The organism is Streptomyces sp. NBC_01267, from assembly GCF_036241575.1.
Taxonomy (GTDB): Bacteria; Actinomycetota; Actinomycetes; order Streptomycetales; family Streptomycetaceae; genus Streptomyces.
In genome coordinates this window covers 1,771,030-1,791,538 of the sequence record NZ_CP108455.1, presented here as the reverse complement: position 1 = coordinate 1,791,538, position 20,509 = coordinate 1,771,030, and the positions used below count along the sequence as shown (strand labels likewise).

General features: G+C 71.7%; 24 protein-coding genes. 21 read left to right on the top strand and 3 right to left on the bottom strand.

Features of this window, described 5'->3' with window-relative positions:
* Positions 1-3: 3 nt before the first annotated feature.
* Positions 4-1,062 carry a hypothetical protein gene (locus OG709_RS08275; RefSeq protein ID WP_329165431.1) on the bottom strand — a complete coding sequence of 353 codons (1,059 nt, stop codon included), beginning with the start codon at positions 1,060-1,062 and terminating at the stop codon, positions 4-6.
* Between the two features lie 216 nt (positions 1,063-1,278).
* Positions 1,279-2,817 carry an oxidoreductase gene (locus tag OG709_RS08270; protein ID WP_374211337.1) on the bottom strand — a complete coding sequence of 513 codons (1,539 nt, stop codon included), beginning with the start codon at positions 2,815-2,817 and terminating at the stop codon, positions 1,279-1,281.
* 184 nt (positions 2,818-3,001) lie between these two features.
* Here OG709_RS08270 and hisD point away from each other — a divergent pair, with 184 nt between their 5' ends.
* From hisD to OG709_RS08220, 10 genes are all read left to right on the top strand, one after another.
* Positions 3,002-4,324, top strand: a complete 1,323-nt coding sequence (hisD, locus tag OG709_RS08265) for a histidinol dehydrogenase (RefSeq protein ID WP_250303733.1) — start codon at positions 3,002-3,004, stop codon at positions 4,322-4,324.
* Positions 4,321-5,427 (top strand): histidinol-phosphate transaminase, encoded by a 1,107-nt coding sequence (locus tag OG709_RS08260; RefSeq protein WP_250303734.1) that lies wholly within the window; start codon positions 4,321-4,323, stop codon positions 5,425-5,427. The genes hisD and OG709_RS08260 overlap by 4 nt, the downstream gene beginning before the upstream one ends.
* A gap of 5 nt (positions 5,428-5,432) precedes the next feature.
* Positions 5,433-6,026 carry an imidazoleglycerol-phosphate dehydratase HisB gene (gene hisB / locus OG709_RS08255; protein WP_250303871.1) on the top strand — a complete coding sequence of 198 codons (594 nt, stop codon included), beginning with the start codon at positions 5,433-5,435 and terminating at the stop codon, positions 6,024-6,026.
* 2 nt (positions 6,027-6,028) lie between these two features.
* Positions 6,029-6,199 (top strand): hypothetical protein, encoded by a 171-nt coding sequence (locus OG709_RS08250; protein WP_250303735.1) that lies wholly within the window; start codon positions 6,029-6,031, stop codon positions 6,197-6,199.
* The gene (gene hisH / locus OG709_RS08245; protein WP_250303736.1) at positions 6,196-6,837 is read left to right on the top strand and encodes an imidazole glycerol phosphate synthase subunit HisH; all 642 of its coding nucleotides are present in this window, start codon (positions 6,196-6,198) and stop codon (positions 6,835-6,837) included. The genes OG709_RS08250 and hisH overlap by 4 nt, the downstream gene beginning before the upstream one ends.
* On the top strand, positions 6,837-7,574 hold the full coding sequence (priA, locus tag OG709_RS08240; RefSeq protein ID WP_250303737.1) for a bifunctional 1-(5-phosphoribosyl)-5-((5-phosphoribosylamino)methylideneamino)imidazole-4-carboxamide isomerase/phosphoribosylanthranilate isomerase PriA: 738 nt from the start codon (positions 6,837-6,839) through the stop codon (positions 7,572-7,574). The genes hisH and priA overlap by 1 nt, the downstream gene beginning before the upstream one ends.
* Entirely contained in the window at positions 7,571-7,966 is a 396-nt protein-coding gene (locus tag OG709_RS08235) for a RidA family protein (protein ID WP_250303738.1), read from the top strand. Before priA ends, OG709_RS08235 begins: the two co-directional genes overlap by 4 nt.
* Complete coding sequence (gene hisF / locus OG709_RS08230; RefSeq protein WP_250303739.1) at positions 7,963-8,718, top strand: imidazole glycerol phosphate synthase subunit HisF; 756 nt, start codon at positions 7,963-7,965, stop codon at positions 8,716-8,718. Before OG709_RS08235 ends, hisF begins: the two co-directional genes overlap by 4 nt.
* A 124-nt stretch (positions 8,719-8,842) precedes the next feature.
* Complete coding sequence (locus tag OG709_RS08225; RefSeq protein ID WP_250303740.1) at positions 8,843-9,436, top strand: winged helix-turn-helix domain-containing protein; 594 nt, start codon at positions 8,843-8,845, stop codon at positions 9,434-9,436.
* Positions 9,437-9,512: 76 nt separating this feature from the next.
* Entirely contained in the window at positions 9,513-10,799 is a 1,287-nt protein-coding gene (locus OG709_RS08220; protein WP_266643592.1) for an MFS transporter, read from the top strand.
* Positions 10,800-10,910: 111 nt separating this feature from the next.
* Here OG709_RS08220 and OG709_RS08215 read toward each other — a convergent pair whose 3' ends face one another.
* Entirely contained in the window at positions 10,911-11,543 is a 633-nt protein-coding gene (locus tag OG709_RS08215) for a TIGR03085 family metal-binding protein (RefSeq protein ID WP_266643593.1), read from the bottom strand.
* Positions 11,544-11,626: 83 nt separating this feature from the next.
* Here OG709_RS08215 and hisI point away from each other — a divergent pair, with 83 nt between their 5' ends.
* The 11 genes from hisI to lgt all read left to right on the top strand — a co-directional run bounded on the left by hisI (position 11,627) and on the right by lgt (position 20,465).
* Positions 11,627-11,995 carry a phosphoribosyl-AMP cyclohydrolase gene (gene hisI, locus OG709_RS08210; protein ID WP_266643594.1) on the top strand — a complete coding sequence of 123 codons (369 nt, stop codon included), beginning with the start codon at positions 11,627-11,629 and terminating at the stop codon, positions 11,993-11,995.
* A 103-nt stretch (positions 11,996-12,098) separates the two neighbouring features.
* Entirely contained in the window at positions 12,099-13,583 is a 1,485-nt protein-coding gene (locus OG709_RS08205; protein WP_266643596.1) for an anthranilate synthase component I, read from the top strand.
* A gap of 17 nt (positions 13,584-13,600) precedes the next feature.
* On the top strand, positions 13,601-14,251 hold the full coding sequence (locus OG709_RS08200; protein ID WP_250303745.1) for a TIGR02234 family membrane protein: 651 nt from the start codon (positions 13,601-13,603) through the stop codon (positions 14,249-14,251).
* A 101-nt stretch (positions 14,252-14,352) separates the two neighbouring features.
* Positions 14,353-14,601, top strand: coding sequence for an HGxxPAAW family protein (locus OG709_RS08195; protein WP_250303746.1), 249 nt, complete (start codon positions 14,353-14,355; stop codon positions 14,599-14,601).
* Between the two features lie 72 nt (positions 14,602-14,673).
* Positions 14,674-15,138: a DUF2752 domain-containing protein gene (locus tag OG709_RS08190; protein ID WP_374211330.1), complete on the top strand. Its 465-nt coding sequence runs from the start codon at positions 14,674-14,676 to the stop codon at positions 15,136-15,138.
* Positions 15,139-15,309: 171 nt separating this feature from the next.
* Complete coding sequence (gene trpC, locus OG709_RS08185) at positions 15,310-16,119, top strand: indole-3-glycerol phosphate synthase TrpC (RefSeq protein WP_250303747.1); 810 nt, start codon at positions 15,310-15,312, stop codon at positions 16,117-16,119.
* 6 nt (positions 16,120-16,125) lie between these two features.
* Positions 16,126-16,263, top strand: coding sequence for a tryptophan biosynthesis modulator TrpM (trpM, locus tag OG709_RS36030; RefSeq protein WP_368078203.1), 138 nt, complete (start codon positions 16,126-16,128; stop codon positions 16,261-16,263).
* Between the two features lie 66 nt (positions 16,264-16,329).
* A complete protein-coding gene (trpB, locus tag OG709_RS08180) occupies positions 16,330-17,577 on the top strand; it encodes a tryptophan synthase subunit beta (RefSeq protein ID WP_266643597.1) in 1,248 nt (415 codons plus the stop codon).
* Positions 17,574-18,386 (top strand): tryptophan synthase subunit alpha, encoded by an 813-nt coding sequence (trpA, locus tag OG709_RS08175; protein ID WP_250303749.1) that lies wholly within the window; start codon positions 17,574-17,576, stop codon positions 18,384-18,386. Before trpB ends, trpA begins: the two co-directional genes overlap by 4 nt.
* 72 nt (positions 18,387-18,458) lie before the next feature.
* Positions 18,459-19,280: a DsbA family protein gene (locus tag OG709_RS08170; protein ID WP_329165422.1), complete on the top strand. Its 822-nt coding sequence runs from the start codon at positions 18,459-18,461 to the stop codon at positions 19,278-19,280.
* Positions 19,281-19,400: 120 nt separating this feature from the next.
* A complete protein-coding gene (lgt, locus tag OG709_RS08165; RefSeq protein WP_329165421.1) occupies positions 19,401-20,465 on the top strand; it encodes a prolipoprotein diacylglyceryl transferase in 1,065 nt (354 codons plus the stop codon).
* Positions 20,466-20,509: the final 44 nt, after the last annotated feature.

Genomic DNA, 20,509 nt, shown 5'->3' with positions numbered 1-20,509 from the left:
CGGTCAAGCGTAATGGCCGCGAGGGCGGGCGCGCCCCGGCCGCCCGCGCTGCGGACCCCCCGGGGCGGCCAGCAGGCGTGCCCTGGCGCGCAGTTCGAGGAAGCGGCCCAGCGGATCGTCGCTGAGCTGCGCCCACGGGAACGAGGTCACCTCGGGGCCGATCAGCCGGAACTGCTCCGCCGCGTCGGCCCACCGCTCCTGGCTGATCAGCACGTACACCAGGAGATTGCGTACCTCGGCGTACCGGATGTCGCCCGCCTCGTGTCCGGCGGACAGCGCGACGGCCCGGTCGGCCGCCGCCTCGATCCGCTCCCGGGCGACCGCGAGGTGCCCGCCGCCGAGGAGATAGGCGAAGGCCGCCCGTACCGGCAGCGCCTGTACCAGCGACCCGGGCGGGGCGTCGTCCGCGGCCTGTTCGGCGAAGTCGAAGCATTCCCGGTGCGATCCGTACCACTGCGCCGAGAGGTACTGGAGCGCGGCGACATGGCAGCCGTAGTGCCGGGACGAGCGGCGCAGCGCCTGTTCCCAGAGGGACTCGAACGCCGAGTGCGTCGCATGCACCCCGCGCGCGTGGTCCAGGGCGATACGCCAGGGCACCGGGTCGCGCGGATCGCCCGCCGCGGCCGAGTCGATGAGCGGACCCACCTCCCGCAGCCGCTCGGCGCGCGCGGGCGAGTCCCAGGCCTTGAGCACGGCCAGCTCGGCCTTGACGAGCAGCGCGTCAGGGTCGTACGGCGCGGTGCGCAGCCAGTCCGCCAGCCACTCGGGCCGGCTGTGCGTGAACACCGCCAGCCGGGCGGTGAAGCGGTCCCGGTCCTCCCACTCGGCGGCGTCCCGCGTGGCGGCCAGCAGCTCGGCGGCCGGCCGGTGGTCACCCACCGCGGCGGCCACGAGCGCGGGCGCCAGCCGCGCGCCGGGGTCGTCGAGCAGCACCTCGTTGTCGTCACGCGCCCCGACGGCAGGCTCCGCCCGCCCGTGCCGCAGTCTGCGCGACGCGGAACCGGTCAGGGAGCGAAGGGACGTCAGATACGGCAGCCGAGGCAGATGAGGCAGATAGGACATGGTGCGGACCATTGAAATCCGCAGGTGAGGAGGGAGCCAGGGGCAAGCTGTGAAGCTTTGGTATCGGCGTGGTGGTTGTACGGGCGGAGGTCAAGGCAAGGCAAAGCCCCGCCGGATCGGGCCGGTGCCGCACCGCCCCTGTCCTGCCCCTGTTCCGCCCTGCGCGATCCCTCTGCGGGATCCCTCCCGCGCGCGATCCTCTGCGGGATCCCCCTGCTATCCCCTGCGCAGCAGCCGGGTCGCGCCGGTCGCGACCGTCGTGGCCAGGATCCAGCCCAGCACGATCAGCGCGGCGGCGGCCCACTGCCAGCCGCCGCACAGTTTCCAGTAGCCGTCCTGGCCGAGATTGATCACCGGGATCAGCAGATCCAGCGCGTACAGCGCGGCGTTCCACTGCGGGTGCCCGTCCGCGTTCATCGGCGCGGGGTCGTAGTGCGAGAACGCCAGGGTGCCCGCCGCCCACAGCACCGCCATCCACAGCGCGGCCCGCCCGGGGCGGTAGCCGTACGCCACCGTCCAGTCCTGGAGGTAGCCCCATATCTTGGCGGCGAGCGGCAGCGTCTCGCGCCGCCTGCGCTGTTTGGCCAGCAGCACCTCGCGGGCGTCCGCGTCCTCGCCGCTGTTGCGGAGCACCGACGCCAGCCGTTCGTACGGCTCCGGCGCGTACTCCGGGGTCGCGGCCGACACCCACTCCAGGCGGCTGGCCAGCGGGAAGTGGCCGACCGGGATGAGGTTCTCGTAGGTGAAGCCGCCCATCGCCAGCCCGCCGGGGCCCGGCCAACTCGCCGACATGTCGACCAGGTTGACGACCTTGGCACCCGAGAGCACCACCCGCCCCCGCTCCGGGCGGTCCCCGAGGAAACGCAGCTCGGGCGTCTGGATCCGGCGCAGCGAGAGCTCCTGGTCGCTGCGCATCCGGAACTTCGCGCTCCGTAGATCCACGGCGTCGCCGAACCGCCCGTCGTCGAGCCGTACCCCGCCGACGCACTCGAAGGGCTGGAGCCGGGTGCCGAACTCCGGGGTCGGCCCGATGCCGTACGGGGGAGTGGTGCTGGTGCCCGCGCCGTCCGGTGCCACCCCGGCCGCCGTCAGATAGAGCGTGCGCTCCACCGACAGCTGGGGAGCGTTCAGCGCCCGCCGCCCGTCCGGATTGAACAGCCTGCTGCCGTTCAGGCTCAGCGAGACGCCGATCCGGGCCGCCCGCAGACTCACCTCGCCGTACGACTCGATCATCTCGGCCTGCAGGTCCTGCGCGACGTACAGCCCGTCGGCCGCGATCGAGCGGCCCTTGCGGTCCGGGTGCACCACGATCATGTTGATCAGCAGGTCCGTGCCGATCTGCGCGTCGGTCAGCCGGATGCCGTGGGCCACCCGGCAGCGCGGCAGATGCAGATCACCCTCGGTGTGCAGCCGGGCCGCCTCCAGCCGGGGAACGGCGCAGCCGACCATGCGGACCGTGGTGACCCGGCACTCGGGCAGCAGCACCTCGTCCTCGAAGCGGCAGTTGGTCAGCTCCACGTACGGCTTGACCGTGCCGCCCGCCAGATCCAGCGCGCCGGTGATCTGGACACCGCTGAGCTTGAGCGCGGCGACCCGGCCCGCCAGCGCCTGCGGCCCGCTGAGCAGCAGCAGGGCCACGACACGCGCACGGACGGTGCGTTCCGGGCCCCAGGTGCGCTCCGAGAACGGGTTGTCCATGACCGGGTTGCGGGTGCGCAGATCGTAGGTGGACCCGTTCCGGAACGCCTGCCACATGCCCAGCTCGGCGCCGGTCAGCCAGTCGGGCGCGTCGTTGTCGTACTGCGCTTCGGTCACTGCCGCCCCCTCCTGCCCACGAGTGATGGAGTGAACGCTAATGGTCACCTTCGGGGGGCTGGGTGTGTATCAGCCACTGATACAGGCGACCGGACGCCCCGGGCGGTCTGAGAGAATTGGTTGCATGATCTCCCGAATCGATCTGCGCGACGGTGCCCTCCCCGAGGGTGGCGCCCTGCGTGACCTGCTGCCCCGTGCCGACTTCGACGTGAGCGCCGCCCTGGAAAAGGTGCGGCCGATCTGCGAGGACGTGCACCATCGCGGTGACGCGGCGCTGGTCGAGTACGCGGAGCGGTTCGACGGAGTGCGTCTGGCACAGGTACGGGTGCCCGCCGAAGCGCTGCGGACCGCCCTGGAACAGCTCGACCCGGAGGTACGGGCGGCGCTGGAGGAGTCGGTCCGGCGCGCCAGGCTGGTGCACGCCGCGCAGCGCCGCAGCGAGCACACCACCCAGGTCGTTCCCGGTGGCAAAGTGACCGAGAAGTGGGTACCGGTCGAGCGTGTCGGGCTGTACGCGCCGGGCGGACGCTCCGTCTACCCCTCCTCCGTGATCATGAACGTGGTCCCCGCGCAGGAGGCGGGCGTCGAGTCCATCGCGCTCGCGTCCCCGGCCCAGGCCGAGTTCGGCGGGCTGCCGCACCCCACGATCCTGGCGGCCTGCGCGCTGCTCGGCATCGACGAGGTGTACGCGGCGGGCGGCGCCACGGCCGTCGCGATGTTCGCGTACGGCACCGAGTCCTGCCCCCCGGTCAACATGGTCACCGGCCCCGGGAACATCTGGGTCGCCGCCGCCAAGCGGTACTTCACCGGCCGGATCGGGATCGACGCCGAAGCGGGCCCGACCGAGATCGCGGTCCTCGCCGACTCCACCGCCGACCCCGTGCACGTCGCCGCCGACCTGATCAGCCAGGCCGAGCACGACCCGCTGGCCGCCGCCGTCCTGGTCACCGACTCGGCGGAGCTCGCCGACGCGGTCGAGAAGGAGCTCGCCCCGCAGGTCGCCGCGTCCAAGCACATCGAGGACCGGATCGTCCCCGCCCTGGAGGGCAGGCAGTCCGCGATCGTCCTGGTCGACTCGGTCGACGACGGCCTGCGGGTCGTCGACGCGTACGGCGCCGAACACCTGGAGATCCAGACCGCCGACGCCGCCGCGGTGGCCGCCCGGGTCCGCAACGCCGGAGCGGTCTTCGTCGGCCCGTGGGCCCCGGTCTCGCTCGGCGACTACTGCGCCGGGTCCAACCACGTGCTGCCCACCGGCGGCTGCGCCTGCCACTCCTCGGGCCTCTCCGTCCAGTCGTTCCTGCGCGGCATCCACATCGTCGACTACACCCGCGACGCACTCGCCGAGGTCACCCACCACGTGGTGACGCTCGCCGAGGCCGAGGACCTGCCCGCGCACGGCGCGGCGCTCAAGGCCCGGTTCGGATGGCAGGTGCCGACCGCATGACCCGCATCGACGACCTGCCCGTACGCGACGAACTGCGCGGCCAGTCGCCTTACGGGGCGCCCCAGTTGGACGTCCCGGTACGGCTGAACACCAACGAGAACCCGTACCCGCTGCCCGAGGCGCTGGTCGACCGGATCGCCGAACGCGTCCGGGAGGCGGCCCGCACCCTCAACCGCTACCCGGACCGGGAAGCGGTCGAGCTGCGCACCGAGCTGGCCAAGTACCTCAGCCGCACCGCCGGACACGAGGTCACCGCCGCCCACGTCTGGGCGGCGAACGGCTCCAACGAGGTCATCCAGCAGCTGCTCCAGACCTTCGGCGGACCGGGGCGCACGGCGATCGGCTTCGAGCCCTCGTACTCGATGCACGCGCTCATCGCGCGCGGCACCGGCACCGGCTGGATCTCCGGCCCGCGCCACGAGGACTTCACCATCGACGTCGCGGCGGCGACCCGCTCCATCGCCGAGAACCGGCCGGACGTCGTCTTCATCACCTCGCCGAACAACCCCACCGGCACCGCGGTCGACGCCGGTACGGTCCTCGCGCTGTACGAGGCCGCGCAGGCGGCGGGCCCCTCGATGGTCGTGGTGGACGAGGCGTACGGCGAATTCAGCCACGCTCCCTCGCTGCTCCCGCTGATCGAGGGCCGCCCGAACCTGGTGCTCTCCCGCACCATGTCCAAGGCGTTCGGCGCCGCCGGACTGCGGCTCGGCTACCTCGCCGCGGACCCCGCGGTCGTCGACGCCGTCCAGCTGGTGCGGCTGCCGTACCACCTCTCGTCCGTCACCCAGGCCACCGCGCTCGCCGCCCTGGAGCACACCGATACGCTGCTCCAGTACGTCGAGCAGCTGAAGGCGGAGCGCGACCGGATCGTCGTCGAGCTGCGCGCGGCCGGATACGAAGTCACCGCGTCCGACGCGAACTTCATCCAGTTCGGCCGGTTCGACGACGCCCGTGCCGCCTGGCGGACCATCCTCGACCACGGGGTCCTCATCAGGGACAACGGGGTTCCCGGGTGGCTGCGGGTCTCCGTGGGCACCCCGGCTGAGAACGACGCGTTCCTCGAAGCGGCACGCGCACTGCACAAGGAGATCACCGCATGACCCGCGTGGGCCGCATCGGACGGGTGGAACGCACCACCAAGGAGACCTCGGTCGTCGTCGAGATCAATCTCGACGGCACCGGCAAGGTCGATGTGTCGACAGGCGTCGGCTTCTACGACCACATGCTCGACCAGCTCGGCCGCCACGGCCTCTTCGACCTCACGGTCAAGACCGACGGCGACCTGCACATCGATTCCCACCACACCATCGAGGACACCGCCCTCGCGATCGGCGCCGCCTTCAAGCAGGCGCTCGGCGACAAGGTCGGGATCTACCGCTTCGGCAACTGCACGGTGCCGCTGGACGAGTCGCTCGCCCAGGTCACCGTGGACCTCTCGGGCCGCCCGTACCTGGTGCACACCGAGCCGGAGAACATGGCTCCGATGATCGGCGCGTACGACACGACGATGACCCGGCACATCCTGGAGTCCTTCGTCGCCCAGGCGCAGATCGCACTGCACGTCCACGTACCGTACGGGCGCAACGCCCACCACATCGTGGAGTGCCAGTTCAAGGCCCTGGCGCGGGCGCTGCGTTACGCGTCCGAGCACGACCCGCGAGCAGCGGGCATCCTTCCTTCTACCAAGGGCGCGCTGTAAGCATGACTGGCCTCAACACCATTCTCATCGTCGTCGGCCTCTTCCTCGCCGGCGGCGTCTACTCCTTCGCCAAGCAGAAGATGCCCGCGGGCCTCATTGTGCTGCTCTCCATCGGCGCCGTGATGTGCCTGGCCGCGGGTGTGATGCGCATCCAGGGAATCTGGACGACATGAGCACACCGAAGAAGGTCGTCGTACTCGACTACGGCTTCGGCAATGTCCGCTCCGCGGAGCGGGCGCTCGCGCATGTCGGCGCGGACGTCGAGATCACCCGTGACTTCGACCGGGCGATGAACGCCGAGGGGCTGCTGGTCCCCGGCGTCGGCGCGTTCGCCGCCTGCATGAAGGGCCTCAAGGAGGCCCGCGGCGACTGGATCGTGGGCCGCAGGCTCTCCGGTGGCCGCCCCGTCATGGGCATCTGCGTCGGGATGCAGATCCTCTTCGAGCGCGGCATCGAGCACGGCGTGGAGACCGAGGGGCTCGACGAGTGGCCCGGCACGGTCGGCCCGCTCAAGGCCGACGTCGTACCGCACATGGGGTGGAACACCGTCGAGTCCCCTGCCGACTCGCAGCTCTTCGCCGGGCTCGACGCCGAGGCGCGTTTCTACTTCGTGCACTCCTACGCGGCGCACGACTGGTCCCTCGAAGTCACCAACGCCCGGATCCGCTCGCCCCGCGTCACCTGGGCCACCCACGGGGAGCGCTTCGTGGCGGCGGTCGAGAACGGCGCGCTGTGGGCCACCCAGTTCCACCCCGAGAAGTCCGGCGACGCCGGCGCCCAGCTGCTGACCAACTGGATCGGAACCCTGTGATGTCCGCCTTGCAGAAGAAGCTCGAACTCCTCCCGGCCGTCGATGTCCGTGACGGCCAGGCGGTCCGCCTCGTCCACGGCGAGTCGGGCTCCGAGACCTCCTACGGCTCGCCCCTCGAAGCCGCGCTCGCCTGGCAGCGCGCGGGCGCCGAGTGGCTGCACCTGGTGGACCTCGACGCCGCCTTCGGCACCGGCGACAACCGGAAGCTGATCGCCGAGGTGTCGGCGGCCATGGACATCAAGGTCGAGCTGTCGGGCGGCATCCGCGACGACGCCTCGCTGGCCGCCGCGCTCGCCACCGGCTGCACCCGGGTCAACCTGGGCACCGCCGCGCTGGAGACCCCCGAGTGGGTCGCGAAGATCATCGCCGAGCACGGCGACAAGATCGCGGTCGGCCTCGACGTACGCGGCACGACCCTGCGCGGACGGGGCTGGACCCGGGACGGCGGAGACCTCTACGAGACCCTCGCCCGACTCGACTCCGAGGGCTGCGCCCGCTACGTCGTCACCGACATCGCCAAGGACGGCACACTCCAGGGCCCCAACCTGGAGCTCCTGAAGAACGTCTGCGCCGCCACCGACAAGCCCGTCGTCGCCTCCGGCGGCGTCTCCTCGCTCGACGACCTGAGGGCCATCTCCGCGCTCGTCCCCACCGGCGTGGAGGGCGCGATCGTCGGCAAGGCGCTGTACGCCAAGGCGTTCACCCTGGAAGAGGCCATCGAAGCGGTGTCGTCATGACGGAGGTCCGCAGGATCGCGTCGGGTGGCCCCTGGGAGGATTCCATCGGCTACTCCCGCGCGGTGGAACTCCCCAACGGCCTGGTCCTGGTCGCCGGCTGCACCGCCATGGCCAACGGCCGGATCGCGGAGGGCGGCCCCTACGAACAGGCCGTCGCCGCGTTCGGCACGGCCTTCGACGCGCTCAAGGAACTCGGCCTCGGCGTCGCGGACGTGGTCCGTACCCGGATGTACGTCACCCACGCCCGGGACGTCCAGGACGTCGGCCGCGCCCACAAGGAACTGTTCGACGAGGTGCGCCCGGCCGCGACGATGGTCATCGTCGCCGGCCTCATCGACCCCAGCCTGGTCGTCGAGGTCGAGGTCGAGGCGTACCGGGGAGGAGCGGCATGACACTCGCCGTACGGGTCATCCCCTGCCTGGACGTGGACAACGGCCGCGTCGTCAAGGGCGTCAACTTCCAGAACCTGCGCGACGCGGGCGACCCCGTCGAGATGGCCAAGCTGTACGACGCCGAGGGCGCCGACGAGCTGACCTTCCTGGACATCACCGCGTCGTCCGGCAACCGCGAGACCACGTACGACGTGGTGCGCCGCACCGCCGAGCAGGTCTTCATCCCGCTCACCGTCGGTGGCGGGGTGCGGACCGCGGAGGACGTCGACAAGCTGCTGCGCGCGGGCGCGGACAAGGTCGGGGTGAACACCGCGGCCATCGCCCGCCCCGAACTCATCCGCGAGATCGCCGAACGCTTCGGCCGCCAGGTGCTGGTCCTGTCGGTCGACGCCCGCCGCGGCGCCGACGGATCCTTCGAGGTCACCACGCACGGCGGTCGCCGGGGCACCGGCATCGACGCCGTCGAATGGGCGCACCGGGCCGCCGAGCTGGGCGCGGGCGAGATCCTGCTCAACTCGATGGACGCCGACGGCACCAAGGACGGCTACGACACCGAGATGATCACTGCCGTACGCAAGCACGTGACCGTCCCGGTCATCGCGAGCGGCGGCGCGGGCACCCTGGACCACTTCCCGCCCGCGATCGCCGCCGGCGCCGACGCGGTGCTCGCCGCGTCCGTCTTCCACTTCGGTGACCTGCGGATCTCGCAGGTCAAGGACGCACTGCGGGAAGCCGGTCACCCGGTGCGGTAGAGCTGCCGCTGTCGCGGAGAAACCCCCTGGTCCCTCGGGCCAGGGGGTTTTCGTTCGGAGAATCCGCAACAGAAGTTGCGCAACATTTATTGCACAACTTTTCTTTCCCACCTACCGTGAGGGCATGGCCGACACACCGCAGGAACCGCGCAGGATCACCGACCTCGACACCCTCAAGGCCTTCGGGCACCCGCTGCGCATGCGGCTCTACCGCGCGCTCTACATCGCCCGTACCGCCACCGCCTCCCAGCTCGCCGACCAGGTCGACGAGGCCGTCTCGCTGGTCAGCTACCACCTGCGCAAGCTCGCCGACCACGGGCTGATCGAGCCCGCCGAGACGCAGAGCGGCGACGCCAGGGAGCGGTGGTGGCAGGTCGCCTCGCAGTCCCTGACCTACCGGGACGAGGACTTCAGCGACGCCCCGGAGCGGGCCGCCACGCATGCGGCCGTCAGCCGGCTCTCCTTCGACCAGCACAGCGAGATGTACCGGGGCTACCTCGACGCCCAGTCCGTCTGGCCCGCCGAGTGGCGCAGCGCCGCCTTCAGCAGCGAGTACCTGCCCCGGTTCACCGCCGGTGAACTCGCCGCGCTCAGCCGGGAGATGGACGAGCTGATCCAGAAGCACAGCGACAGCGCCCGCGCGGCCGAGCGGGCCGGTGAGACGGACGGACGGGAGAACGTCGCCCTCCACCTGTACGGCTTCCCGTTCCGCAACTGAGCCCCTGCACCTGAGCCCCCGCAGCTATGCCCCCGCACCTGAGCACCCGACGCTGAGCACCCGAGAGGACCCCGGCATGCACGCGACCACCGCAGCCGTCCCCACGGCCCCCGTGGAACGGCCCGCCCACCGCGACGGCAACATCATGCGCTGGCTCGGCGCCTACACCGCGTCGACGGTCGGCGACAACGTCTACTACCTGGCACTGGCCTGGGCCGCGGCCCGCTCCGGCAGCGCCGCGCAGGCCGGTCTGGTCCTCGCCGTCGGCGCTGTCCCCCGCGCCCTGCTGATGCTCGGCGGGGGAGTCGTCGCCGACCGGTTCGGCCCGCGCCGGGTCGTCATCGGCAGCGACGCGGCCCGCACCGTGATCATCCTCGGGACGGCCGCCTGCCTGCTGCTCACCGGACCCGCACTCGGGCTGCTGATCGCGATCGCGCTGGTCTTCGGCGTGGTGGACGCACTGTTCCTGCCCGCCGTCGGCGCGCTGCCGCCGCGCATCACCACACCCGGCCAGCTCGGCCGCGTCCAGGGCCTGCGCGGACTCGCCTCCCGCGTCGCCGATGTCACCGGGGCGCCGATCGGCGGGCTCGCGGTCGCCCTCGGCGGATCCGTCGCCGCCTTCACCGTCGCGGGCGGGCTCTTCGCCGTCTCCCTGGTCCTGCTGCTCGCGGTACGGATGGCCCCGCTGCCCGCCACCGCCGCCGACGCCACCGCCACCGCCGACGCCGCTCCGGCCGAGGACGGCGGCGAGGTGACGGCCTGGCGAGAGCTGGTCGGCGGACTGCGCTACATACGCCGGCACCACGTACTGGCCCCGCTGATGCTCGTCATCGCCGTCGGCGAACTGGGCTTCACCGGGCCGCTCAACGTCGGCCTCACCCTGCTCGCCAAGGAGCGCGGCTGGGGCGCGTCCGGGATGGGCTGGATCGTCGCCGCCTTCGGGATCGGCGCGGGAGCGGCCTCGCTGCTGCTCGCGGTACGGGGGCGAATACCGCGCGCCGGGCTCGTCCAGTCCTTCGCCCTGGTGGGCGGGGCGGCAGCCGCCACCGGACTGGCCTTCGCGCCGTCGGTGGCCCTCGCCGCCCTCGCCGGGGTGTTCGTCGGGGCCCTGGCCGGGCTCAGCGGGGCGATCTGCGGAGCGCTGCTCCAGTCGGTGACCGAGCCCGCCTACCTGGGCCGCGTCACCTCGGTCGCCACCCTCTTCACGCTCGGCATCGCACCGCTCAGCTACCCGGTGACCGGTGTGGCCATCGGGGCCTGGGGGACCGGCCCGGTCTTCGTCGCCAGCGCGGCCGTCTGCGCCTCGGGAGGGCTGATCGGACTCGCGTCGCGGGTACTGCGACGGGTGGAGCTCCCGCGCTGACCGGCCACGGCCAGGCCGACGTGCCGAAGCCGCTGACCGGCCCGCGGCTCACGTCCCGATCCGCAGACCGGCCCCCGGCTCGCAACCCCGAGCCGCTGACCGGCCCGCGGCTCACATCCCGAGGTTCGCCTCGATCGCCTTGGCGGACGCGTCCTTGTCGCCCTCCACCTCGACCTTCGCCGCGTCCTGCCGACCGAAGGCGAACATCAGCAGCTCACCGGGCTCCCCGGTCACCGTCACCACCGGCGTACCCCGGTGGGCCACGGCCGTCTGACCGTCCGGACGGCGCAGGACCAGACCCACCGGGGCCTTCCGGCCCATCAGCCGGGCCGCCTTCTCCAGCCGCTTCCACAGCGTCTCGGCGAAGACCGGGTCCAGCTCACGCGGCGACCACTCGGGCTGGGCCCTCCGGACGTCCTCGGCGTGCACGAAGAACTCGACGGTGTTGGCGCCCTCGTCGACCTGCTTGAGCGCGTACGGGGAGAACTTCGGCGGACCCGTACGGATCAGCTGGATCAGCTCCTCGTACGGCTTCGAGGCGAACTCGCCGTGCACCCGGTCCAGGCGCCCCTTGAGCGCGCCGATCACGATCCCGCCCGCCGCGTCGAGACGGCGCTCGCGCACCACCACATGGGCGGCGAGATCGCGGGTCCGCCACCCCTCGCAGAGCGTCGGAGCATCGGGCCCCGCCGCCTCCAACAGGTCGGCGAGGAGAAGACGTTCGCGTTTGGCATGGGTCGACATGCCCGCCAGCGTACGACCGCCGGACCCGTTCCGCCCAGTGGACGGCGACCTGCGCGGCCCCACCGGCACGGCACAATGAACACATGACCCGTACGCCCGGCACGCCGCCCCCCAGCAATCTCGACCCCGCCGTAGCCGCCCGCCTCAAGCGCGACGCCGACGGCCTGGTCCCGGCCGTCGCCCAGCAGTACGACACCGGCGAGGTACTGATGCTCGGCTGGATGGACGACGAGGCCCTGCACCGGACGCTCACCACCGGCCGCTGCACGTACTGGTCCCGCAGCCGCCAGGAGTACTGGGTCAAGGGCGACACCTCCGGGCACACCCAGCAGGTGAAGTCGGTGGCACTGGACTGCGACGCGGACACGATCCTGGTGAAGGTGGACCAGACCGGAGCGGCCTGCCACACGGGCGACCGGACGTGTTTCGACGCGGACGTGCTGCTCGGGTAGCGGGCAGGCGTCCCGGAGCCCCGCAGGCTCGGAGACCGCTCGAAGGTGTGGGAACAGGGACGGCATGGATCCCCCCGGCGCAGCGGCACCTAAGCTTTCCGCCATGGATCTTGAGACCTTCCGCCAGCTCGCCGCCGACCGCCGCGTCATCCCCGTGAGCCGCAAACTCCTCGCCGACGGGGACACCCCGGTGGGTCTCTACCGCAAGCTCGCCGCGGAGCGCCCCGGCACCTTCCTGCTGGAATCCGCGGAGAACGGCCGCTCCTGGTCCCGTTACTCCTTCATCGGCGTACGGTCCGCCGCCACCCTCACCGAGCGCGACGGCCGCACCCACTGGGAAGGCACCCCGCCGGTCGGCGTCCCCGTAGACGGAGACCCGCTCCAGACGCTCCGCGCCACCGTCGACGCGCTGCACACCCCGCGCGACCTGGCGGGCGGACTGCCGCCCTTCACCGGTGGAATGGTCGGCTACCTCGGATACGACATCGTGCGGCGGCTGGAGAAGGTCGGCCCCGGCGAGCGCGACGACCTGAAGCTGCCCGAGCTGACCATGCTGCTCACCTCGGACCTCGCGGTGCTCGACCACTGGGGCGGATCCGTCCTGCTGATCGCCAACGCGATCAACCACAACGACCTCGACACCGGGGTCGACGAGGCGTACGCCGACGCGGTCGCCCGGCTCGACGCGATGGAGGCGGACCTCGCCCGCCCCACCGAGACCGCGCCGGTGGCCCTTCCCGCCTCCGAGCTGCCCGAGTACACCGCGCTCTGGGGCGGCCCCGACTACCAGAACGCCGTCGAGGACATCAAGGAGCGCATCAGGGCCGGTGAGGCCTTCCAGGTCGTGCCGTCCCAGCGCTTCGAAACCCCTTGCACGGCAAGCGCGTTGGACGTCTACCGGGTGCTGCGGGCGACCAACCCCTCGCCGTACATGTACCTCTTCCGCTTCGACGGCTTCGACGTCGTCGGATCCAGCCCCGAAGCGCTCGTCAAGGTCGAGGACGGCCGGGCGATGGTCCACCCGATCGCCGGGACCCGGCACCGCGGCGCCACCCCGCAGGAGGACCAGGCCCTCGCCGAGGAACTGCTCGCCGACCCCAAGGAGCGGGCGGAGCACCTGATGCTCGTCGACCTCGGCCGCAACGACCTGGGACGGGTCTGCGCCCCCGGCTCCGTCGAGGTCGTCGACTTCATGTCCGTCGAGAAGTACTCCCACGTCATGCACATCGTCTCCACCGTCACCGGCCGCGTCGCCGACGGACGCACCGCCTTCGACGTCCTCACCGCCTGCTTCCCCGCGGGCACCCTCTCCGGTGCGCCCAAGCCCCGCGCGATGCAGATCATCGACGAGCTGGAGCCGTCGCGGCGCGGACTGTACGGCGGGTGCGTCGGCTATCTCGACTTCGCGGGCGACTCCGACACCGCCATCGCCATCCGTACCGCGCTGCTCCGCGACGGAACGGCGTACGTGCAGGCCGGAGCCGGTGTCGTCGCCGATTCCGATCCGGTGTCCGAGGACAACGAATGCCGCAACAAGGCGGCGGCCGTCCTCCGCGCGGTCGGATCGGCGAACCGCCTCGCGGGGTAATCGAGGCGTAAGGGATAGTGGGGTACGTGAGTGCCGTACCCCCGCCCCGATCCGAAGCAGGACCGGCCGCAGCCTCGTCGGGCAGCCGCCGCAGTCTTGCCACCGCCCTGCTGCTCGGCGCAGCCGGAGCCGCCGTCGTCCTGCTCGCCTCCGGGCAGACGTGGTCCGAGGGCAAGGCCTCCGTCGGCGGCGGCGCCCTGCCGCTCACGGCCGACGGCGGCGACGTCACCGGCGTTCCCACGGCCCTCGCGATCGTCGGTCTGGCCGCGCTCGTCGCGGTCTTCGCCGTCCGCAGCGCCGGCCGGCTGTTCGTCTCCGCGCTGCTCGCCCTCTGCGGAGCCGGAGCGGCAGTCGCCGCCTTCCTCGGTGCCGGGGACCACTCCGCGCTGGACGAGAAGGCCGCCACCACGGCCGGGAACACCGCAGCGACCATCCACGCGCTCTCCCACACGGCGTGGCCCTACGTGGCCGCGTTCGGCAGCCTGCTCATCCTCTTCGCCGGCCTGCTCGCGCTCCGCTACGGCAAGCAGTGGCCCGCCATGTCCAGCCGCTACGAGCGTGACGGCACCCCGCGCCCCCGCCAGGTCCGCAGGGCACCGGACCCCGAGCGGCCCGAGGAGATCTGGAAGGCGCTCGACCGCGGCGAGGACCCCACCCGCGAAGCGTGACGGACAGCTCACCCCCCAGCTCATCCTCCGGGGTCGCCGTGCGCGACAATGGAAGCGAGCTTCGACACAGGGCTTCGACACACAGCAACGAGGAGCAACTCATGGCGGGCACCAGCCACGGACACACCCCGGCCGCCTGGACCGGCGTCATCATCGCGTTCATCGGCTTCTGCGTCTCGGGCGCCTTCATGGTGATGGCGAGCCCGGTGGGGGTCGTTGCCGGACTGGTCGTGGTGGCTCTCGGCGGGGTCGTCGGCCTCGCGATGAAGGCCGCGGGCCTGGGCATGCCGAAGGAGTCAGCGGCCAGCGCGGCGGCCAGGCTGCAGGCCTCCGAGGCGCAGGCGGGCTGAGACCGGATTCCGATGTGAGGCGCAGTCCGGTCACGGGCTGCGCCTTCTCGCACGAACGGGGACAATCACCGGGTGGATCCCTACGCAGCGCCTGCCGCCCTCCGCGCTCCCGTGCCCGCTCCCGGGCCCGCGGCCCCCGAGCCCCTGGCCCGGCGTCTCCTCGTCCCGCTCGGCACCCTCGCCGCCGTCGCCGCCGCGTTCACGTACGTCGGCTCGGTCGACCCCAACCACCCCGGGCACTACCCGGTCTGCCCGCTCTACGCGCTGACCGGCATCTACTGCCCCGGCTGCGGCGGGCTGCGCAGCGCCCACGCCGTCGCCCACGGCGACCTGGTGGCGGCGCTCGGTGACAACGCGCTGGCCGTCGTCGGGTACGGCGTCTTCGCCGTGGTGATGGTGGGGTGGCTGATTCGCGCCGTACGGGCCAGACCGACGCAGGTCACGCTCAGGCCCGTGTACTGGTGGGGGATCGGCGCCGTGGTCCTGGCCTTCTCGGTCGTACGGAACCTCCCCCTGGGTTCCTTCCTGGCCCCGTGAACGCCCGGCGCGAGCGCCCTCCGAGCGCCTTCCGAGCGCCCCCCGGGTGTCCCGGGGAGGTCCGCGGAGTGAACTCACTTCGGCCGGATGCGGGGCCCGGCGCCTTCTACGGATACCATCGCCATGGCTGATCCTGATCCATCCACACCGTCCCGGAAGGGGGCCGCTCGCGTGAGTGTGCTCGACGAGATCATCGAAGGCGTACGCGCCGACCTCGCGGAGCGGCAGGCGAGCGTCAGCCTCGACGAGCTCAAGGCGCGCGCCGCGAAGGCCCCGCAGGCCAAGGACGGCGTCGCCGCGCTGCGCGGTGACAGCGTCAAGGTCATCTGCGAGGTCAAGCGCTCCAGCCCCTCGAAGGGCGCGCTCGCCGCCATCGCCGACCCCGCCGCGCTCGCCGCCGACTACGAGGCGGGCGGCGCCGCGGTCATCTCCGTGCTGACCGAGCAGCGGCGCTTCGGCGGCTCGCTGGCCGACCTGGAGGCCGTCCGGGCCAAGGTCGACATCCCCGTGCTGCGCAAGGACTTCATCGTCACCGCGTACCAGCTCTGGGAGGCGCGCGCGTACGGCGCCGACCTGGTGCTGCTGATCGTCGCCGCCCTGGAGCAGGAGGCGCTCGTCTCGCTGATCGAGCGAGCCGAGTCGATCGGCCTCACCCCGCTGGTCGAGGCGCACGACGAGGACGAGGCCGAGCGGGCCGTCGCGGCCGGTGCCCGGATCATCGGGGTCAACGCGCGCAACCTCAAGGACCTCAAGGTCGACCGCGGCACCTTCGAGCGCGTCGCGCCCGAGATCCCCGCGCACATCGTCAAGATCGCCGAGTCCGGTGTCCGCGGCCCGCACGACCTGATCGCCTACGCGAACGCGGGCGCCGACGCCGTCCTGGTCGGCGAGTCCCTGGTCACCGGCCGCGACCCCAAGGCCGCCGTCGCCGATCTCGTCGCCGCGGGCGCCCACCCGGCGCTGCGCCACGGACGGGACTGACCCCACATGGCCATCGCCCGTCTCTCGCGTGGGTGCAAGCCCCGCGGCTGCCGTGCGCCCGCACGGCGGGTGCACGGGCGACGGGTGCGCTACCACATCGGCTCCGAGCCCGGCCAGATCAACGGCATGCGATGGCGTCGCTGAGCGGACAGCTCAGCAACACCTTTCACCTCCTGCGTACCACCCCTTACGTACCTGCGGAGATCACGCATGTCTTCAGAATTCTTCATTCCGGACCCCGAGGGCCGGATCCCCAGCGCCGAGGGCTACTTCGGTGACTTCGGCGGCAAGTTCATCCCCGAGGCGCTCGTCGCCGCGGTCGACGAGGTCGCCGTCGAGTACGACAGGGCGAAGGCCGACCCGGCGTTCGCGGCCGAGCTGAACGACCTCATGGTCAACTACACCGGTCGGCCGAGCGCCCTCACCGAGGTGCCCCGTTTCGCCGAACACGCCGGTGGCGTACGGATGTTCCTCAAGCGCGAGGACCTCAACCACACCGGATCCCACAAGATCAACAACGTGCTCGGTCAGGCGCTGCTCACCAAGCGGATGGGCAAGACCCGCGTCATCGCCGAGACCGGCGCCGGACAGCACGGCGTCGCCACGGCGACCGCCTGCGCCCTGTTCGGCCTCGAATGCACCATCTACATGGGCGAGATCGACACCGAGCGCCAGGCGCTCAACGTCGCCCGGATGCGCATGCTCGGCGCCGAGGTCGTCGCCGTGAAGTCCGGCAGCCGCACCCTCAAGGACGCCATCAACGAGGCGTTCCGCGACTGGGTCGCCAACGTGGACCGTACGCACTACCTCTTCGGCACCGTCGCGGGACCGCACCCCTTCCCCGCCATGGTGCGTGACTTCCACCGGGTGATCGGTGTGGAGGCCCGTCGGCAGATCCTGGAGCGGACCGGACGGCTGCCCGACGCCGTCGCCGCGTGCGTCGGCGGCGGTTCCAACGCCATCGGACTCTTCCACGCGTTCATCCCGGACACCGGGGTACGCCTGGTCGGGTTCGAGCCCGCCGGGCACGGCATCGAGACCGGCGAGCACGCGGCCACCCTGTCCGCGGGCGAACCGGGCATCCTGCACGGCTCACGCTCGTACGTGCTCCAGGACGAGGAGGGCCAGATCACCGAGCCCTACTCGATCTCGGCGGGCCTCGACTACCCGGGCATCGGCCCGGAGCACGCGTATCTGAAGGACGTCGGCCGCGGCGAGTACCGCGCGATCACCGACGACCAGGCCATGCAGGCGCTGCGGCTGCTCTCCCGCACCGAGGGCATCATCCCGGCCATCGAGTCCGCGCACGCGCTGGCCGGTGCGCTGGACCTCGGCAAGGAGCTGGGCGAGGACGGACTGATCGTGGTCAATCTGTCCGGCCGTGGCGACAAGGACATGGACACCGCCGCCCGGTACTTCGGGCTGTACGACGCAGATGCCGAGGTGGCAGCCAAGTGAGCGGGAACACAGCGTTGTTGAGTGCGGTACTCGCCGGGGCGAAGGCCGAGGGGCGCGCCGCGCTCATCGCCTATCTGCCGGCCGGATTCCCCACCGTCGACGGCGGGATCGCCGCCGTCAAGGCCGTCGTCGCGGGCGGCGCCGACATCGTCGAGGTGGGGCTGCCGCACAGCGACCCGGTCCTCGACGGACCCGTCATCCAGACCGCCGACGACATCGCGCTCAAGGGCGGGGTGAAGATCGCCGACGTCATGCGCACGGTGCGCGAGGCGTACGAGGCGACGGGCGCGCCGATCCTCGTCATGACGTACTGGAACCCCATCGACCGGTACGGCGTCGAGCGCTTCACCACCGAGCTCGCCGAGGCGGGCGGCGCCGGCTGCATCCTGCCGGACCTGCCGGTCCAGGAGTCCGCCCTGTGGCGCGAACACGCCACGAAGCGCGGTCTGGCGACCGTCTTCGTCGTCGCGCCGAGCAGCAAGGACGAGCGGCTGGCGACGATCACCGCAGCCGGGTCCGGCTTCGTCTACGCGGCCTCGCTGATGGGCGTCACCGGCACCCGGACCTCGGTGGGCGAGCAGGCCCAGGAACTGGTGGAACGCACCCGCGCCACCAGCGACCTGCCGGTCTGTGTGGGCCTCGGGGTGTCCAACGCCGAACAGGCCGCGGAGGTCGCCGGGTTCGCCGACGGAGTGATCGTCGGATCCGCGTTCGTCAAGCGGATGCTGGACGCGGAGGACGAAGCCGCAGGTCTCGAAGGCGTACGCGAACTGGCGGGCGAACTGGCCAAGGGCGTACGCAGAAGCTGACGCCGTCGCTCGTACGGGTGGAACTGGGACCGGGGAGGCACGCTCGTGCCTCCCCGGTTCGTTGCTGCGGGTGTGAGCGAGAAGAACCGAGACGCGAAGAGGGCCGCCCGAGAGCGGCTCATCGAAGAGCGCGAGAAGCAGAAAGCCCGTGACCGGCGCAAGCGGGGAGTGATCGTCGGCGCCGCGGTGGTGGCCGTCCTGGCCGTGGCCACCGTGATCGGCGTGTTCGCGTCCCAGACGGGCAAGCACAGCAGCAGCGACAGCGCGAGCCCGGTCGTCGCGCCGAGCGGAGCGACCGGGAAGGACAGCCTGGCGGTCCCGGTGGGCGCGAGCGACGCGCCGTCCACGCTCACGGTCTGGGAGGACTTCCGGTGCCCGGCCTGCGGCCAGTTCGAGAACGGCTTCCGCAGCACCATCCACGAGTTGGAGAATTCGGGGCAGCTCAGGGTCGAGTACCACCTCGCCACGCTCATCGACACCAACATGGGCGGCTCGGGCTCACTGCGCGCGGCCAACGCCGCCGCGTGCGCGCAGGACGCCGGGAAGTTCCCCCAGTACCACGACGTGCTCTACGAGAACCAGCCCGAGGAGACCCAGGACCCCTATGCCAAGAACAGCCAGTTGATCGCGCTCGCGGGCAAGGTCAAGGGGCTGACGACGGCCGCCTTCACCTCCTGCGTCAACAGCGGCAAGCACGACAGCTGGGTGAAGAAGTCCAACACGGCTTTCCAGCAGGGCGGTTTCAGCGGCACGCCGACCGTCCAGCTCAACGGCGAATCGGTCTTCCCGAAGAAGGGGAACGAGCAGATCTCGCCCGACAGCCTGAAGAAGTGGGTCACCGAGGCGAACAAGGGCAAGAAGGCGGGCACGGTCTCGCCGACCCCCTCCGCCTGACCGCCTCCGGGGCGGCCCTCCGGGGCCGGTCCCCGAGCCCGGTCCGGCGGGGCTCGTTACTCATACGTTGCCGGGTGGGTTGCCCGATGACCCGCCCGGCAATGTAGCGTCGGCGATGCCATGAACCTTGCCTACATCCCCAGTCCGTCGACCGGCGTGATCCATCTCGGACCGATCCCGCTGCGCGGCTATGCGTTCTGCATCATCATCGGTGTCTTCGTTGCCGTCTGGTACGGGAACAAGCGCTGGGTCGCCCGGGGCGGCAGAGCCGGCACGGTGGCCGACATCGCCGTGTGGGCAGTGCCCTTCGGCCTGGTCGGCGGTCGGCTCTACCACGTCATCACCGACTACGAGCTGTACTTCAGTCCGGGCCGGGACTGGGTCGACGCCTTCAAGATCTGGGAAGGCGGCCTCGGCATCTGGGGCGCGGTCGCGCTCGGCGCGGTCGGCGCCTGGATCGCCTGCCGCCGCCGGGGCATCCCGCTGCCGGCCTGGGCCGACACACTGGCCCCCGGGCTCGCCTTCGCGCAGGCGATCGGCCGCTGGGGCAACTGGTTCAACCAGGAGCTGTACGGCAAGCCGACGGACGTGCCCTGGGCGCTGAAGATCAGCGAGGGGACGAACCGGGTCGCCGGGACGTACCACCCGACCTTCCTCTACGAGTCGCTCTGGTGCGTCGGTGTCGCCCTGCTCGTCATCTGGGCCGACCGCCGCTTCAAGCTCGGACACGGGCGGGCGTTCGCGCTGTACGTCGCCGCGTACTGCGTGGGGCGCGGCTGGATCGAGTACATGCGGGTCGACGACGCGCACCACATCCTCGGACTGCGGCTCAACGACTGGACCGCGCTGATCATGTTCCTGCTGGCCACCACGTACTTCGTCGTCTCGGCGAAGCTCCGGCCGGGCCGTGAGGAGATCGTCGAGCCCGCCGCGGTGGCCGACGCCGAGAACGTGGCCGACACGGAGAGCGTGGCCGACGCCGAGGACGCCGCACCGGCCAAGGACGCTGCCGACGCCGAGGACGCCGCACCGGCCAAGGACGCTGCCGGCAGCGAGGACGCTGTGCACACCGAGGCCGCTGCCGACAGCGAGGACACGGCGGAGGCAGCGGACACCGCCGATGTGGTGGCCGCCGGAGCCGAGACCGGTGGGGGCGGCGCGGAAGCGAAGGCCGAGAAGGCCTGACACACCCCACGCAGCTGCGACGCAGAGGGCCGCCCGGCCGTGCA

Bases quoted from the DNA above. Each gene is read 5' to 3' on its own strand.
- OG709_RS08220 (WP_266643592.1), top strand. From the start codon at position 9,513: ATGCACGCGACCACCGCAGCCGTCCCCACGGCCCCCGTGGAACGGCCC.
- OG709_RS08225 (WP_250303740.1), top strand. From the start codon at position 8,843: ATGGCCGACACACCGCAGGAACCGCGCAGGATCACCGACCTCGACACC.
- OG709_RS08235 (WP_250303738.1), top strand. From the start codon at position 7,571: ATGACGGAGGTCCGCAGGATCGCGTCGGGTGGCCCCTGGGAGGATTCC.
- hisH (WP_250303736.1), top strand. From the start codon at position 6,196: ATGAGCACACCGAAGAAGGTCGTCGTACTCGACTACGGCTTCGGCAAT.
- trpB (WP_266643597.1), top strand. From the start codon at position 16,330: ATGTCTTCAGAATTCTTCATTCCGGACCCCGAGGGCCGGATCCCCAGC.
- trpM (WP_368078203.1), top strand. From the start codon at position 16,126: ATGGCCATCGCCCGTCTCTCGCGTGGGTGCAAGCCCCGCGGCTGCCGT.
- OG709_RS08215 (WP_266643593.1), bottom strand. From the start codon at position 11,543: ATGTCGACCCATGCCAAACGCGAACGTCTTCTCCTCGCCGACCTGTTG.
- hisI (WP_266643594.1), top strand. From the start codon at position 11,627: ATGACCCGTACGCCCGGCACGCCGCCCCCCAGCAATCTCGACCCCGCC.
- OG709_RS08270 (WP_374211337.1), bottom strand. From the start codon at position 2,817: ATGTGGCAGGCGTTCCGGAACGGGTCCACCTACGATCTGCGCACCCGC.
- lgt (WP_329165421.1), top strand. From the start codon at position 19,401: ATGAACCTTGCCTACATCCCCAGTCCGTCGACCGGCGTGATCCATCTC.
- OG709_RS08195 (WP_250303746.1), top strand. From the start codon at position 14,353: ATGGCGGGCACCAGCCACGGACACACCCCGGCCGCCTGGACCGGCGTC.
- priA (WP_250303737.1), top strand. From the start codon at position 6,837: ATGTCCGCCTTGCAGAAGAAGCTCGAACTCCTCCCGGCCGTCGATGTC.
- OG709_RS08205 (WP_266643596.1), top strand. From the start codon at position 12,099: ATGGATCTTGAGACCTTCCGCCAGCTCGCCGCCGACCGCCGCGTCATC.
- OG709_RS08250 (WP_250303735.1), top strand. From the start codon at position 6,029: ATGACTGGCCTCAACACCATTCTCATCGTCGTCGGCCTCTTCCTCGCC.
- OG709_RS08275 (WP_329165431.1), bottom strand. From the start codon at position 1,062: ATGTCCTATCTGCCTCATCTGCCTCGGCTGCCGTATCTGACGTCCCTT.
- hisD (WP_250303733.1), top strand. From the start codon at position 3,002: ATGATCTCCCGAATCGATCTGCGCGACGGTGCCCTCCCCGAGGGTGGC.
- OG709_RS08260 (WP_250303734.1), top strand. From the start codon at position 4,321: ATGACCCGCATCGACGACCTGCCCGTACGCGACGAACTGCGCGGCCAG.
- hisF (WP_250303739.1), top strand. From the start codon at position 7,963: ATGACACTCGCCGTACGGGTCATCCCCTGCCTGGACGTGGACAACGGC.